Raw genomic sequence first — 15580 nt, 5'->3', positions numbered from 1 at the left:
GCTTTCCGGCAAACTAGATTGCTGGTTTTCAACAATGTGGAATACACGGTAAGGCTGATCAAAGGGACGCCGCCGATCCCGCAAACTTTGCTGCCAACAGCGGAATTCATAGCTGATGTGGCGTATGCGACGAAAGAGGACGTGGTTTTTATCTTCGCCAAGGCGTGGAGTCTGGAGGCTGAGGATTTTTTGGCACTGCTCACGCAAGAAGCACGGTATGCATCGCAATCGGTATTCGAAGAGCTGGTTGGCGCATCAGCCATATCGAATTGCCTGCGAAACATGATGCGGACGGTGCGTGCTCATAGCCTCAATGATCCGAATTCGCGTGTCCGGGTGGAGGCTGGCCGCACTGCTCGCGGTGAGGGGGTAGTCCTTGCGCGTTCATGACCCAGTGGGAAAAACTACTCACCAGGCGTCAAGTAATAGCCGCACGGACGTGGCTGAGTTGCTGGGCGGTGAATCATCCGGCTTTAACCCCGCCATGCGCCGTGCCATGGAGGCTGCTGGGGCACAGCAATGGCGGCAAGGCAAAGTGGAAAAAATCAAAATAGGCCATGGTGCTGCGCGTATCTGGATTTTGCGCAATCACAGCCGATGGCTACCCGAGCTGCAGGACGTGATGCGCCGTGAAGCCCGGTGCGCAGGCGTGAGTCAATATAAGTCCGCATCCGTGGTACTCGCGGAAGCAGCTGAAGCAGCGGGCAGCCTATCAAAGCCCGTCTTTTGAAAAGGTGAACCCTCCTCAACCCACAGCCCGGCCAATGCGCCGGGTTTTTTCTATGTGTTGCCCCCAAAAGGTTCCGCAGGTTCCGCCATTTCAAAGTATCCGTCCGGTGACCCCATATTGAAAGCGCCGTGAGAAGCGGGCATCGTGTCCACGCTTGGAGGATCGTGGAGACGATGGAACAGTTTTCAAACGATGGCCGGCCACGCCGGCGGGAGTACAGCAAGGCATTCAAGGCTCAGGTGGTGGCAGCCTGCGCGCAACCCGGTGCCAGTGTCGGTGGTGTTGCCTTGTCGCAGGGGCTGCACGCGAACATGGTGCACCGATGGATTCGGGAGGCGGGCCCTGTGCGCGCTCAACCGGGCGTTTGTTCGGATGCTGAGCCCGGCTTCATCTCGCTGCCGCTGACGGCAATGGCGGACAGCACCCATGAGGAGCAGGCGCTGGCTGCATTACCGCCATCCGCGCCTTTACCGCCGCCGTCTGCGTCAGTCCATGTGCGCCTGCAACGCGGCGAACTGGTGGTCAGCCTGCAGTGCCCACTGGGCCAGTGCGGGGCGCTCTTGCGCGAGGTGTTGCGGTGATCCGGGTCGATGCGGTCTGGATGTCCACGCAACCGCTGGACATGCGTGCCGGCCCCGAGACGGCCCTGGCCAGAGTGGTGCAAGTCTTTGGCGCGGCCCGCCCGCACCACGCTTATCTCTTTGCCAACGCACGGGCCAACCGCCTGAAGGTACTGGTGCACGATGGCTTTGGCGTCTGGCTGGCCGCAAGGCGCCTGAACCAAGGCAAGTTTGCCTGGGGCGATGAGCGCCTGGGTCCTCGGCTCACACTCAGCGTCGAACAACTGCAAGCCCTGGTCACCGGCTTGCCCTGGCAGCGCCTGGGAGAAGACGCTGTGATCACGGTGCTGTGATGTTGGTCGCCCGTGCTATGGCGTTCAATTCGTGGATATGCCAGTAGGCGGCTGCCCACCCATCGGGGATGATGACGGCCATGAACGAACCGGTGGATCTGCAGAGCATGGACGAGGCGCAAATGCGCCAGATGCTGCAGCACCTCATGAGCGAGCTCAAACACAAGCAGACGCTGCTGGACAAGCTCAGCTACGAGATGGCCATCCTCAAGCGGCTGAAGTTCGCCGCCAAGACTGAGGCATTGAACGCCGATCAGCGCAGTCTGCTGGAAGACGCGCTCGAAGAAGACCTGCAGGCGGTGGATGAGGAGATCGAGCAGCTGCGCTCGGCTGAAGAGCGCAGCCCACGCCAGCAACCCAAGCGCCTGCCATTGCCGGCACAACTGCTGCGCCAGGAGTTCACACACGAGCCCGAGGTGACTGAGTGCTGCGGCCAGGCCATGCGCCGCATGGGCGAGGATGTGGCCGAGAAGCTGGACTACACGCCCGGCGTGTTCACGGTGCACCACCATGTGCGCGGCAAATGGGTGTGCGCGTGCTGCCAGACGCTCAAGCAGCAGCCGGTCGAGGCGCACATCATCGACAAGGGCCTAGCCACCACCGGCTTGCTGGCCCAGGTGCTGGTGGCCAAGTACGCGGACCACCTGCCCCTGTACCGCCAGGAGAGTATCTATGCCCGTGCTGGGGTGCCGCTGGCACGCTCGACCCTGGCTCAGTGGGTGGGCAGCTGCGGCGTGCAACTGCAGCCGCTGGTCGATGCGCTGCGCCAGGAGGTGCTCGCACACAGCATCGTGCACGCCGATGAGACCCCGGTGCAGATGCTCAAGCGCGGCAGCGAGCGCGATGGCAAGACGCACCGCGCCTACCTGTGGGCCTACACCCCGGGGCGGCACGAAGACCTCAAGGCCGTGGTCTACGACTTCTGCGAAAGCCGCGCGGGCAAGCACGCCTGTGAATTCCTCAACGGCTGGCGCGGCACGCTGCTGGTTGATGACTTTGCAGGTTACAAGCAGCTCATGGGCGAGCACATCACCGAGGCGGCTTGCTGGGCGCACGCCCGGCGCAAGTTCTTTGAGCTGCATGCAGCCAACAAGAGCCAGATTGCCGAGCAGGCGCTGGTGCAGATCGGGCAGCTCTACGAGGTGGAGAGGCAGGCGAGCAATGTCGATGGCACCGAGCGGCTGCGAATGCGCCAGCAGCACAGCCGCCCGATCGTGGCCAAATTGCACGCCTGGCTGAGCGAGCACCGCAGCAAGGTACCCGAGGGTTCGCCACATTTCTTCTGGCTCCGTCACCACCCTTTGGCCAGCATCTCCCGCATGCTCAACCCATTCAGCACCGTGGCGCAGGTTTCCCAGTCCGCATCCTCCACCTTGCTGTACTTCGCATCAAACGGATTGCGCGTGGCCGTGGTGCGGTCTATCAGCTGATTTGCGGCGGCCTCGTCGTTCAAAGCTACCTGCACCCACACATCTTCCAGGGTATCGGGGATCTGCCCGAACAGGCCATGGATGGCTTCAAGCCGGTCGGCCAGCACCTGGTGCACGCGGTCTTCCACCGAGTCGCGGTAGCGCAGGTTGGCGATCCAGATTTCACTGCGGGCCTGGCCAATGCGCTGGATGCGGCCTTTGCGCTGTTCCAGCCGGGTGGGGTTCCAGGGCAAGTCGATGTTGATCAGCGTGCCTAGCCGCTGCAGGTTCAGGCCCTCCGATGCTGCATCAGTGCCTAGCAGCAGCTTCAGGTCACCCTCGCGCACCCGCTTTTTGAGCACATTGCGGTCGCAGCGCTGAAACCGCCCATCGCGCCAAAAGCCCGAACGGTTGCTGCCCGCGTACAGGCCAATGTCCATGCCCGCGAACTCTGGGCGCTTGGCCATTTCATCGCCCGTCCAGCGCACCGTGTCGTAATACTGTGAGAACAGGATGCAGCCGCGCTCCAGCCAGCTCTCGGAAACGCCCGGGTGGGTGCCTAGCAAGTAGCCGATCAGCGCCTCCAGCTTGGGGTCGTTGTTGCCGCCTTGCTTGAGCAGGTTCAGGCAGCGTCGCAGCGAATCGATTTCTTTATCGGTGAAGTTTTTGAAATCGCTCGCCCCTTGCGGTGGCCGTCCGACCTGCACCGGTGCCTCATCGTCGGCGTCATCATCGTCTTCGTCGTCGGGGGCATCAGGCTCCTCGCCCAGCAGCTTGGCCACAGTGCGCCGCCCGGCTTCCATCGAACTGCCCAAGCGCCGCAGCAGCAGCGTTTTGAAAAACCCCGCACCTTTCACCCGTTGCGCCAGTAGCTGTGAAAACTCTTCCGCCTCCACATACGCTTCACGCAGGTAGCTGCCTAGAACCAACGCACCTTCGTGGTCTTCGCCAAACAGTTTCACCGTCACCTTGGGCAGAAAGTAGCTGCCCGTGGCGGGGTTGATAGTGGCCTCCAGGTAGGCCCGAGTGCGGCGCACAATGCAGCGCAGCAGCGGGTTGTAGTGGGCACCGTACTCAGGCAGCAGGCCGTTTTGCAGCTGCACGCGCTGAATCGCGGGAGAGAGCTGATTCAGACTCTCAGGAGGGAATTGCCAACGCGTGTCTTCGGCATCCAAGCTGCGGCGAATGCGGTCAAAGGCCGGGTTTTCAAACTTGGAGGGCAGCGGATCGCGCACAAACTCCCAGCCCTCACGCAGATCCGCTGTCGGCACCTCCGCATCTCCAGTGGCGATATCTAGGCAACGGCTAGGCTGATACCAACGGCTGGAATGCGTCCAGCCACCCAGCACACCATCATTGCCCTGCGAAAGGATGTGCAGCAAATCCCAAGCCTCCACCGGATGCAGCTGCACCGGCGTGGCTGTGGCCAGCAACATGCTTTTGGTCTTGGGGCCTATCTCGCGCAAAAAGGCCATCAGCTTGTTAGGCTCGGCGCGCTCGTTGACTTCATCGGCATCGGCGTCCACCTTGGGCACCTTGCGGCGGCGGGCGCGGTGCGCTTCGTCCACGATCACGCAGGTGTAGCGACGGCTCAGCAGCTGCCCCACGGCTTCAGACAAGCCGCGCACCACCAGCCCTTGCGACACCAGCCCAATGCGGCGCGGGCACTTGCCCAGCGACTTGGCGCCCTCTGACGGGTACTCCAGGTCGTTCTCGTCCACCCAGGTCTTGCCTGTCCAGCGGGCCGATGGCAGGTCCAGCAACTCCATCAGCTCGTCCTGCCACTGCTGCAGCAAGGGCTTGGGCGCCAGCACCAAGATCGGCCCGCCCTCGGGGTCGTCCAGCGCCATCAGCATGGCGGCCATGGCCAGTTGCACCGTTTTTCCCAGACCTACCTGGTCGGCCAACACCAGGCGTGCGCCACCCAGGCGGTGCCGCTCCAGCGCCAGCCGGGCAAAGTATTTTTGGTGCGGCCACAGGCCCTGCTCGCGGCGGTACACCGGTGCCTCCACGGCCACAGCAGCAGCGACCTGCGTGGGGTCTGGCATTGCGGGCAGTTGCGCTGGCTCGATGACCGTGCGGGTGATGATGCGTTGCACATCCTGCACGATGAAGGGGCAGCAGGATAGGTCCACCGCTCGCGGGTCGTTCCACAGCGCGTCAAACTCCGCCTGCACCCAGGCGATGGTTTCGGGGTCGTTGTCTTCCCACAGCAGCTCGTAGTTCAGCTTCCAGGCCGACAGGCTCTCGTTCACGCTGCCCATGAAGGCGGTGGCCGTGCCATCGGCATAGCGCAGCACCCCGGCCTTGCCGTGAATCAGGCCAAACGCCGTGTCAGGCAGCACCCGCACTTCCAGCTTGTTGCTGGTCAATGCGTCGTACAACGCCCGGTAGCGCGGCAAGGCTGCGGGCGGGGCATCTTCGGGCCTGCCCGCGCACCAGCTGCGGCGCAGCGCAGCTTGTGCGGCGGCGGCGGTCGCCAAGTCTTGCGGGTCCAGGTCAGAGTTGCAGATGATGCGCACTGGCCCGGCCACACTGGCCAGTGCCTCACCCGCCACCTCAAACAGGCTGGATCGAAAGTACCCCGCAATGCGGTCGTAACTGGTGGCGCCGCGCAGGCGCTGGGCCAACACCGATTTATCAAGGCGGTTCAGGCGGCTGGAATGGCGCTGCAGCATGCGATGCCTCTATCAAGCGTGGTCGTTGCGCAACCGCCCGGCCAGCATTCGGGCGGCGTCAGAGTCTGCCACCCACTCGCCCATACCTTCCGCGTTGCCGAGTGCGGCCAGCCATTCCAGCAGGTTCACAAAGCCTTCGCGCCGACCCCAGTAGCCTTGGCCAAATGTGTCGCGCAGGTATTGGCGGCCCGGCTCAGGGCTGTTGTCGTTAACGGCTGTTTCGCGCACGGCAAACAGCAGGTGCCGCAGGGGCGATGCCGCAAACGGGTGCGGACCCGCCGCCGCCACACGGCCCCTGCCTCGACCCACATTGGTGCCAATTTGGCCTGTAGAGCCCGATCCGTCTTCGCCGACAGCTACCAAAACGCTAGCAGCCAAGGCGCTGGCGCTGGCCACGCGGGTGCCGTTGGCCTTGTCGCTTTTGAGCAGGGGCTTGATGTCGGTCACGCCAAAGCCGCGGGCCAACTCTTCGTACATGCCCTTGCGGCGCTCGCCCCGGCTCTCGATGTCGAGCGAGCGCAGGTAGTAGCGCTCCACCAGGCTCAGGTCGCGCCAGGCGCTTTCCAAACCGCGTGGGATGAGCGTGTCGCAGGCGATGCCCAGGGCGCGTTCAATCACAGCCTGAAAGTCGCTCTTCTCGCCCTTGGCGCGCACGGCAAACACCTCATGCTCCACATCCTTGCCGTCCAGGTTGCCGTACTGCGTCAACACCTTCAGCGCAGCGGCGTAGGCGGCCAGCTGGTAATCGGCATCGTTGAAGTTGGGTTCGCCACCTTCGTCCAGCGCCTGCATGCTGGCAATTTGGCGCTTCACCTCGTCTTCGACCAGCGGGTACACCTCGTCCAGAAAACCGGGCTCGTTGGCCACGCGCTTGCGCAGCACCAGGCAGACGGTGCCTTGCACGTAGTTGCCTTTTTTGATGCCGGCAGAGGTTTCGGTGCTGATGGTCCAGGCGGCGGTGGCTTTGAGACCTGCTGCCCAGAGAATCATGCCCAGATCAGCCCAGACCGCCGGGTTCTGGTGGGTGAACATGACCATTTGCAAGCCGTTGTCCGGCATGTGGCGGGCCAAATTTTTATAAATCTCGACCATTGAACGCCGGAAGTCTTCGCCATCGCCACGCACAGCTAATTCAACACGGGCATCGGGTGTCCATGTAGGGAAGCTGCGCACCAGTTGCTTGTCGTACCACGCGAGAAAAAAATCGCCCAACTCGTGGTAATTCACTGCGTCAGCGTAAGGCGGGTCGGTAATCCATACATCGCACTCGTTACGGAGGTCACGTGCATCGATCACCTGCGTTTCTTTTTGTACGGTTGGCGTTGTTGAATACGTAAAGTCTTTGATCAGCGACTCTTGTAGCAAACCGTAGGATCGGGTGCCAAAGTTAAAAAGCGTGTTCAACGCCTGATTTGCGAAAGTTTGCTCGGTTGAACCGGGGCCTTTGGATTTGTCAGCGTTCCAAATGCATAGCTTCGAATTCCAGTTCGCCTGTACACCTAACTTCAACAACAGAGCCACCCGAGCCTCTTTTGAGGTTGCAACCGCTCCTTGTGACAAATAGCAGCCGTAGGTCAACAACTGCCGTGGCGTAAACAAATGGTGCCAATGCGTCCAGCCGCGTTCGCGAAAAAGGCGGTCTGTTTCTGCGCCACTCTCGGGAATTGCCTTCGATGGAATGAACCCTTCACGCTGCCAATTGGCAAACCGTTCTCGCAGGAACGTCAACACTTGCGCTTCGCGCGCCAGGTCGGCTGCATCGGGCGCAGCGTAGCGGCGAACCAGTTTGGGCTTGCCATCGCGGATAACGGTTTTGGCCCAACGAATGCAATACAGGCGTTCCTGAAACACGTCCTCCGAGCGCGGCACCACGTCGTCATTGGTCCAGCGGCGCAGACCATCGGCGCCGCGCAGTGCCTCCACCGACCAACTCCGGTTCGGATCAAACGGGTCCACCACACGGCTGTCCACCACAGTGGCACCTTTTTTGTCTTTGTACAGCTTGAATTCGGCATCGGAAACGGCCAGAACTTCGGGTGTGAGCCGTTCCGCATTACCTACGCGCGTCCAGCGGGTGACGATGTTGTACTTTTCGGCCACCACCCAACTCGGGGCCAGCGGAATGTAGTAGTCGGAGCCTTCGGGCTTGACCTCCACGCAGTACAAAAACGCTTCGGCGCGTTCGCCCCGGTCGTTGTGTTCAATGCCCCAGTCGGTGATTTGCCGGTCGGCGGCGGCAAAGACCTGTTGCTGCACGCGCGCCACTTCGGCCTGCACCTCGGGGCCACCGCCCAGCAGGTTCAGGCTGGCCCAGGTGAGCAGCCCGGCGACGGGGTTCAGGTCGGAGCCAAAGGCTTCGCAGCCAATGCGTGCCGCCTCAAACGGTATGGAGCCGCCGCCACAAAAGCTGTCGCCCACGCGGGGCGTGTGGCCAAAGGTGCGCTGGCCCAGTTGGTCGATCAGTTCTGACAGGCAGGTGGCGGTGGTGCCCAGGTGGGCGTTGATGTCGGCCCAGGTGGCTGGCGTCGGGCCTGCAATGTTCTCGGGGCGTTCGCAATGCACCAGGCGCTCGGCATAGGGCAAGGCATCGAACTCGGCCCGGTCGGGGATGGGGCGCATGCGCTGTGCATCCAGAGCCTGCTGCTGCTCGGGGCTTAGGGCGTCCCAAATCTGGGTGAAAAGGGCTTCCTTGTCTTCTTCGCTCAGGCCCTGCTTGAGGCCGCGCGCACCAAAAAACTCTTCTTGCACCTCGGGTGTGGCGGCTTCGCGCCAAGCGGCTGCGGGTATCTCGCCCTTGCAGCGCTGCCAGGTGCCATCGTCGTCCATCGTCAGGATTTTGAGGAATATCTCGCGATCCTTTTTGGCGTCGTTGCTGGCAGGCATCAGCATGCCCAGGATGGCGGCGCGCACCAGAATCAAGGGCTTGCGGCCCCACCATTTGCCCAGGCCGGTGAGCGTTTGGCTGGCACCGGCCTTGCGCTCTTTGTAGGCTTCGGCCGATAGGCGGGCAATGGGGAACTGGGTTTCGATGAAAGTGGGCATGAGTTACTTCAAATTTAATAGCTGTTCGCGCTGATGCAGCAAGCGCTAGAGGCCAATTTGGCCTAAAAATCAGGTGGCGGCGGCCCAGTTGTCTAGCTGCAGGCCGGGCACTTTGGCAAATTCGCGGGTGTTGTTGGTGACCAGCAGGGCCTGTTGGCTCAGGGCGTGCGCGGCAATCATGGTGTCGAGTGCGCCAATGGGAGTGCCACGGCGCTCCAGGTCGGCGCGCAGGTCGCCATAGGCCCACACGGCAGCATCGTCAAACGGCAAGATGGTGAGCGGGGCCAGAAACATCTCCAGCGCCTGGCGGTTGCGGGCAGAGCCACTTTTGGCCACGCCAAATGCCAGCTCTGCAGCCACCACGCTGCACAGCCCCACATCGCCCATGCGGTATTGCTGAAAGCGCGCCAGCACGGCGGGGGGCTTGGCGTTGATGATGTAGATGCAGATGTTGGTATCGAGCAGGATCATGGGTTGATCTCGTCCCGCTGCTGGGTGTCAGGCTGCTCGCGGGTGAGCACAAAGCCGGGCTCAAAAGCGGCTAGCCCGGCTTGCAGAGTTTGCCAGGGGTTGTCTGCGGGCAGCAGCAGCACGCCGTTGCCAAAGTGCTTCACCACGACTTCCGTGCCGGTGAAGCGGTATTCCTTGGGCAGCCGCACGGCTTGGCTGCGGCCAGATTGAAAAAGGCGTGCGGTGTCCATGGCGGGCTCCTTGGTTGGTGGATATCAATGGTAGCTACCGCCCGTGATTCTGTCCAGCACGGATTTGATAGCGGAATATTTGCTATATATTCAATAGTTGCTTGCGCTTTTCAAATAAGGGTTAGAGCCCAAATCGATAGCAAATCAGAGCGACAGCGACAGCTGCGAGTGCCCCAGCAGTTCGCGCCGCGCCTTGGGCGAGAGGCCTTCGCCTTTGACAAACGGGTTATCGGCCAGCGCCGCACGCAGCGCCTTGCGCCAGCCTATGCCCTTTTGCATGGCCTGGCCGGTGGTGGCCACGGTCATGGTGTAGAGCCACCAGCGCTCTTCGGGGGCCAGCACCTCCCAGTTGTGCAGTGCGTTGGGGATGTCGTCTGGCGGGGCGTCTTCGACCGCCCAGCACAGAATGCACAGCTCTTTGCCCAGCGATGGGTGCACGGGCACGGGCTTGGCAGGCGCTTTGACAAACTTGGCCACCGGCAGACCGTTGGCGCGCAGGCGGCGGTTGGCTTCGTCCCAAAAGGCGGGGGCCAGGGCCAGCCAGCGGGCGCGGTCGATAACGACGCGCAAGCCGGGAGCGTTGGGCTGGGGCGGCTGCGTGGCGCGTGCGCCCAGGCTGTCCAGGTCGTTGCCCCGGTGCTCGGTGATGCAGATCATGTCGCTGCTTGAGGTGCCTTTGGGCACGTCAATCAAAAAGCCGTGGCGGGCCTCTTCGGGCAAAAAACCCAGGCCCACGACCTTGCGGGTGGTGCTTGCAGAACTGCGTGCCATGGTTATTGGCGCACCTTGGCGGCATTGAAGGCCTGGTTGGTGGCTTTGAGCCAATCCAGCAGTGCTTGGCCGCTGGGGAATGCCAGGCTGCCAATTGCCATGCGCAGGCTGCCTTCGCTGACGATGTCTTGCAGTTTTTGCGCGATGGCTTTGACAGCAGAGGCGTCGTAGCCGCCCTCCAGCGCGCCGGAATATTCGACGTTCTGCTGGCCATCGGCGCTCTCGGCGGTGAGGCTGATGTCATGGGCCATAACTGAGCCCGCTTTCTCCAGCCGCCCAATGGTGTCCCACACGGCTGCGGCGTCGTCGAGCTTGGTTTGTTGCGTCCAGCGGGCTGGGGCGGTGAGGTCAATCGAGGGGCGTTCTACGCCCCCCTGCTGGGGGATGGTGATGCGGATGGTTTCAGAACTGAGGCCGTATTCACTTGCGGTGGCCATGGCGCACACCACGCGGCAATTGGCGGGCACACGGAACGGGCCGTCGTAAGTGGCAATACCCACGCTGGTGGGCGATGAACCATCGGTGGTATAGCGAATGCTGATGCTGTTGGCCTTGGGCAGCGCGAGCAGTTCCACCTCAAAGTGGTCGCCCCGGTTGTGCAACTGGTACTTGAGGCGCAGCTTGGCCGTCCAGTCCTTCACGGGGCTGGTGCGAGCCAGGTCTGCCGGGTCATGCGCCAAGAAGCGGTATCGCAGTGCGGTGGCTTCGAAGCGTGTGGGTGTGGGCACGGGGGATGAGGCAGCAGTGGGCTCTGCGTCGCCCGTTTCAAACACCACGGCGGGGGCGTGCAGGGGTTCGATCTTCAGGTAGGTGTAGCCGGGGCTTTCTTCTTGCACCGAAAGCTCGCGCACCGACACTTCAGGCACGGGCGGTGGAAATGGGCCACGGCGAACGTGGTTGCCTTCTTCGCGCCAGTGGCCGCGCAGCAAACATGCGGCTTTGAGGTCGTCTAGCGCCGAGAGTTTGTGCAGCGGCCAGTTGGTGTTGACGGCAGCGGCACGTTTGAAGTCGGACCAAAGCACCACCTTTGTCTCGGCAGAACCAAAGAGGCGTGCCTCCGCACGGGTGCGGAAACTGTCGTCGTCGATTTTGGTCGTGAACTTTTGTGCGCCTTCCAGGGTGTGGCGCAGGGTAGCTTCGCCGCTTTGGTTGCCCGCAAAGGCCAAGTCGGTGCCGGTGGCACGCAGCGCGCTGTTGATGGAGGGGTAAACGATCTGGTCGAAGGCTTCTTTCAGCGCGGCGGTGAACTGCAGGCCTACGCGGTCGCGCAGGGAGTCAAGGGCGCGCCACTGGGGGTCGTCAGACGGAGTGTTTTCAGAGCGCAATTCGTCTTCAATGCTCTGGAGGGCGCGGGTCTGGCGCGCGGAGTCAAGCACCTTTTGGAAGGTATCGCGCGAACCGGTGAGGAAGAGCACACGGTTTTTGTACTGCTGCTGGGCCCACCAAGCTTGCCAGTCGGCAGAGATGGGCAGCTGGTTGGCCTGACCGCCGGGGCGCACGATAACTAGCGTGGTTTTTTCCAGCTCGATCTGCACTTCATCTGGTGGTGGCAGCACTTTGATGACCTGGTAACAGTCGCGCAGTGAGGGGGCGAAGTACGCCTCTAGGTGCTCACGCAACATGCGGTCCACCGTCTCGGTGTGCAGCGAAAGGGCCATGGAGCGCAACTTGGCAGCCAAGTTTTGCTGGTTCTTGAAGTACAGGCGGCCATCAGCCGAGTTGTGCAGATACCAGGCGCGAGTGGCCAGCTTATCGAGCACGTTGGCCTTGAAGGTAGACAAGTCCCGCCCTGGACGTTGCAGGCAATCGACCAGCTGGTATTCGCGCAGGCCGTGAATGGCGCCCGGCGTGGTGGAAAGCGATGCAACCAAGATCAGCCGGGCTGCATCCGACGCATCGGAGTTGCCGTTGGCCAGGTCGATTTGCTCTACCTCGGCATCGCCTGTGTGGGCGATGTCATGGGCAATGGCTTCGCTCAGCGATGGGTTGATGGTGCGAACTTCAGACGCAATTTCGTCCAGGTTCAAGTCCAGGTCGTAGGGGTGGATGAGGTCGATGGTGGCGGCCTTGCCGGAATTCCACAGGTTGGACACCACCATCTGCATGAGCCGAATCACGCCACGGGTTTGCTGGAAGCCCTCGTTTTCCTTGAACTTGCCGACCAGCTCACGCAGGTCCGGGTGGAAGGGGTACGCATCCAGCACACGGGTGAAAAGCGTTTCGGGGGATGTGGTGGTCAGGCCCATTTGCACCGCTTCGCGCAGCGCTTCGCGGTAGGCCTCTGCCACCTTTTTGACTTCAGGCTCGGGGGCTACTTGCGCAAACAGGCGTTTGCGCAGGATGTGGTACAGCTCATCGCCGTTGGGGTTGACCGGCGTGATGGGCACGGCGATGCGGCGGGACTCAGAGGTGATGCCCTGCACGGCGCGGTTGAAGGCGTCTTCCAACCGCGATTGACCCACACTGAAGTTGGAGCCCGCCAAGTCGGACAGCACAAGGCAGACATTCGGCATGTCTGCCACAGCGACAAAAAGATTGGCCAGCGCGGCTGTGGTCACAACTCCAAGGTCTGCATTGCCCACTGGCACGGCCACAGCGTATTCGAGGTATGGCGGCAGTTCATCCAAGAAAAGCACCAATGGCTCACCGCCTAGCAGCTGCTTCCACGCTTCAGGGCCTGGGGCGCTCAGCAAGGGGGACACGTAACGTGCAAATTGATCCGCCTTGCCCAGTTGTTCTGCAATGGAACCCCAGATACCGCCCGCTGCATCTGTGCTGCGGCCATTGAAGCCCACCACACGGCATGGCCCCAGGGTGGGCGCGGGGTTCTGGTCGCCGGTGAGCACTTTGTTGCGCAGGGCCGGATCGCGTGCCAACAAGCCCAGCGCAATCATGCTGTGCGTCTTACCGCCGCCCATGGCCTGTGAGAGCAGGAACACTGAAGACCCGGCACCCGATCCACCCAAATGCCGGAAAGCCCGATCCACCAGCGTGAGCATGCCGTGGGTGAAGTAGTTCTCTTCGAAGAAATCAGAGCCGTTGACCTCACCTTTGAGGAAGGTGTCGAGGTTCAACACGGTCGCGCGCCGATCTGCGGCGTGCACTGACGGACGGGGCTTGCAAAGGGTGTGGATGCTCATTTGTTGCTTGATCGGTGAGATGCCGGAATCTGGCGATGGTCTTGGACGTGCCTTACGGAGTTGGCTGAAGCCCGCAAGGATCTGACCAACAAATTTTTACGTGGCAGTATGCCAGTCCAAGCCCCTCGAAACACTGATCTTCAATATTGTCATCGCCTCGCCTGAAGATGCAGGCTCTGCTAGCGCACCTTTTGCAGCGCGGGAACGAGTATGTGTGCATGCAAGTATTCGCGCTGAACGACTGAACCCGTTTGTGACCCCAAGTGGTTCTGATGCCATAGATCGCATCAGGTTGTTGTAGTTTGACCCTGCAAAAACATGAAGTCTGGTGAGGGCTCCGCGCCTTGCGATCCAGTTGTATCGGTCTACATGCCCCCGAAGTTTTCAGTTGTCTGCATAGATCCGTCATCAAACTGCAGCACCCGCTCAGGCCAGCGCAGCGCCGCCAGCTTGAAGTCGCGGCCCAAAGGGGTGGCAGCCTTGCGCTCCACCCATCGACCGCCCACTGAGAAATCCACACAGAATACGTTACCTCGCTGGCCGTGCCACGCAAACGGGTGGGTGTTTTCAAACAAGTCCGGGTCACCCTTGCCCACCGCAGCGCGGTCGATCTTGTGCACCCGCCGCCAGTAGTGGCCCACCACCACAGGCGTGGCGTCGGTGTTGCGCAGCCCTCTGCACCACAGCTTTCTGCCAACTTTGCCGCGTGCATGGACAAGTCCGGCGGCGTCACTGCTGAGATGCACGCCTGCATCAGCGCCGAGCACACGCGCCAAGACCAGCAGCTCAACCGCAATTACAAAGCCCTGATGGCTGAACTCACCCCTGCGCGCAAAAAGCAACTGCAAGCCGCCCAGCGCCGGTGGCTGCAATACCGCGATGCCAACTGCCACTTCTACGCCGACCCGGATGGCGGCACGCTGGCAGGCATTGCAGCGGCGGATTGCGTGTTGCAGATGACAGCCAACCGGGCGCGGGAACTGATAGATTTGCGTTAGCGATACAAATGTAAAAACAACACAAGATACCGAGAGAGGGAGATAAAGCGATGTCTATATTTAGCGCGAAGATTGAAGGTGTACCGCAGTTTGTCAGTTACTTTGATGCGCTACTGCGTGCGCTGCATCGTTTGGGTGGGACGACAACGCCTAAAGAAGCCTTTGCTGATATTGCTCAGCATGAGGGCGTGACTGAGCAAGAGTTGGCTCAGAAAACGAAAGATGATTTTTCCAAATTTGAAGTGGGCGTTTCTTGGGCCCGCTTTTATCTCATTAAGGCGGGGTGGATGTACGCACCCAAGCGTGGTGTATGGGCGCTGACGGACAAAGGCAAAGAAACCAAAGTCCTGACTCAAGAAGAAGCTGTTGCGATTTTTAAAAGCGTACAAACCAAGTTCAAAGGCGACGGTGAAGTTGCAGCGCCAGAAAATGTGCAGCCCGAAACAGCGCAGTATTGGTTTGTGGGCGCCATGTGGGGAGACGAGGACCTCACCGACAGCTTTCTAAAAGGTGGCATTTGGCAAAACGGTTACCACGACAAGTTCACTGACGAAGTGCGCAGCATGAAGCAGGGTGACCGCATTGCCATCAAATCCGCATTCTCTCAAAAGCATGGACTGCCTTTTGAGAGCAGGGGGCAGGTGGTCAGTGTCATGCGCATCAAAGCGATTGGTACAGTAACGCGCAACCACGGCGACGGCCGGACTGTAGAGGTCGAATGGGATACGGACTACACCCCTAAGGACTGGTATTTCTACACCTATCGTTCCACAGTGACACGCGCCAAGGTAGAGGATGAAGAGTTGGCACGTCGCTTGGTGAAATTTGCTTTTGAGAAAGTTAAACAAGACTACGACTTTTTTAAGTCGCAGCCGTATTGGCGAGAACGTTTTTTGAGCGCCGATTCAGTAGCAGTTGAAGCTGTAAGCAGCGAAGACCCAGAGGTAGAAGAAGAGCAAAACTTGTTGGCTGCAACCTATGGTGTCGCAGACATCATGACTGAAGGCTGAATCGCACCGGCTTCCGTGGAGGCTCCAACACTTGAGAAGATGGAGCTATGACCAAGTCAAACAAGTTCTCACCCGAGGTCCGCGAGCGTGCCGTACGCATGGTGCAGGAGCACCGAGCCGACTACCCTTCGCTGTGGGCAGCCATTGAATCAATAGCCCCCAAGATTGGCTGCGTGCCGCAGACCTTG

Annotated in this window: 13 protein-coding genes and 2 pseudogenes; 8 read left to right on the top strand and 7 right to left on the bottom strand. The window is 61.1% G+C overall.

What is annotated here, in order from left to right; all coding sequences use genetic code 11:
* From CA2_RS16445 to tnpC, 5 genes are all read left to right on the top strand, one after another.
* Window positions 1–390 (top strand): hypothetical protein (locus tag CA2_RS16445; RefSeq protein ID WP_217997650.1); only part of this gene is annotated, 390 nt, incomplete at its 5' end.
* A gap of 49 nt (window positions 391–439) precedes the next feature.
* Window positions 440–730 carry a hypothetical protein gene (locus CA2_RS18150; RefSeq protein ID WP_156106150.1) on the top strand — a complete coding sequence of 97 codons (291 nt, stop codon included), beginning with the start codon at window positions 440–442 and terminating at the stop codon, window positions 728–730.
* Window positions 731–903: 173 nt separating this feature from the next.
* Complete coding sequence (gene tnpA / locus CA2_RS16440) at window positions 904–1311, top strand: IS66-like element accessory protein TnpA (protein WP_003062320.1); 408 nt, start codon at window positions 904–906, stop codon at window positions 1309–1311.
* 20 nt (window positions 1312–1331) lie between these two features.
* On the top strand, window positions 1332–1643 hold the full coding sequence (gene tnpB / locus CA2_RS16435; protein WP_011804029.1) for an IS66 family insertion sequence element accessory protein TnpB: 312 nt from the start codon (window positions 1332–1334) through the stop codon (window positions 1641–1643).
* 80 nt (window positions 1644–1723) lie between these two features.
* Window positions 1724–3073 carry an IS66 family transposase gene (tnpC, locus tag CA2_RS17775; RefSeq protein ID WP_500861407.1) on the top strand — a complete coding sequence of 450 codons (1350 nt, stop codon included), beginning with the start codon at window positions 1724–1726 and terminating at the stop codon, window positions 3071–3073.
* Here the strand turns inward: tnpC and CA2_RS16425 are convergent.
* The 7 genes and pseudogenes from CA2_RS16425 to CA2_RS16395 all read right to left on the bottom strand — a co-directional run.
* Window positions 2998–5730 (bottom strand): annotated as a pseudogene (locus CA2_RS16425) (phospholipase D-like domain-containing anti-phage protein); the annotation flags it as partial. The gene tnpC and the pseudogene CA2_RS16425 sit on opposite strands and share 76 nt — an antisense overlap.
* Window positions 5731–5742: 12 nt before the next feature.
* Window positions 5743–8772 (bottom strand): anti-phage-associated DUF1156 domain-containing protein, encoded by a 3030-nt coding sequence (locus CA2_RS16420; protein WP_042419951.1) that lies wholly within the window; start codon window positions 8770–8772, stop codon window positions 5743–5745.
* A 69-nt stretch (window positions 8773–8841) separates the two neighbouring features.
* Window positions 8842–9243, bottom strand: coding sequence for a type II toxin-antitoxin system tRNA(fMet)-specific endonuclease VapC (gene vapC / locus CA2_RS16415; RefSeq protein WP_042419949.1), 402 nt, complete (start codon window positions 9241–9243; stop codon window positions 8842–8844).
* A complete protein-coding gene (locus CA2_RS16410) occupies window positions 9240–9473 on the bottom strand; it encodes an antitoxin (protein ID WP_042419946.1) in 234 nt (77 codons plus the stop codon). The genes vapC and CA2_RS16410 overlap by 4 nt, the downstream gene beginning before the upstream one ends.
* Window positions 9474–9617: 144 nt before the next feature.
* The gene (locus CA2_RS16405) at window positions 9618–10244 is read right to left on the bottom strand and encodes a DUF3780 domain-containing protein (protein WP_052369990.1); all 627 of its coding nucleotides are present in this window, start codon (window positions 10242–10244) and stop codon (window positions 9618–9620) included.
* Between the two features lie 2 nt (window positions 10245–10246).
* The gene (locus CA2_RS16400) at window positions 10247–13321 is read right to left on the bottom strand and encodes a DUF499 family protein (RefSeq protein ID WP_169741491.1); all 3075 of its coding nucleotides are present in this window, start codon (window positions 13319–13321) and stop codon (window positions 10247–10249) included.
* A gap of 428 nt (window positions 13322–13749) precedes the next feature.
* A complete protein-coding gene (locus tag CA2_RS16395; RefSeq protein WP_245620987.1) occupies window positions 13750–14031 on the bottom strand; it encodes a hypothetical protein in 282 nt (93 codons plus the stop codon).
* 63 nt (window positions 14032–14094) lie between these two features.
* Here CA2_RS16395 and CA2_RS16390 point away from each other — a divergent pair, with 63 nt between their 5' ends.
* The 3 genes and pseudogenes from CA2_RS16390 to CA2_RS18145 all read left to right on the top strand — a co-directional run.
* Complete coding sequence (locus tag CA2_RS16390) at window positions 14095–14382, top strand: lysozyme inhibitor LprI family protein (RefSeq protein ID WP_081889052.1); 288 nt, start codon at window positions 14095–14097, stop codon at window positions 14380–14382.
* Window positions 14383–14432: 50 nt separating this feature from the next.
* Complete coding sequence (locus CA2_RS16385) at window positions 14433–15392, top strand: winged helix-turn-helix domain-containing protein (RefSeq protein ID WP_081889051.1); 960 nt, start codon at window positions 14433–14435, stop codon at window positions 15390–15392.
* 47 nt (window positions 15393–15439) lie between these two features.
* A pseudogene (locus CA2_RS18145) lies at window positions 15440–15580 on the top strand (IS3 family transposase); the annotation flags it as partial.

The organism is Comamonas aquatica NBRC 14918 (genome assembly GCF_000739875.1).
Lineage (GTDB): Bacteria > Pseudomonadota > Gammaproteobacteria > Burkholderiales > Burkholderiaceae_C > Comamonas > Comamonas aquatica.
The sequence above is the reverse complement of the archived record's forward strand: the minus strand, read 5'-3'. Positions and strand labels throughout refer to the sequence as shown.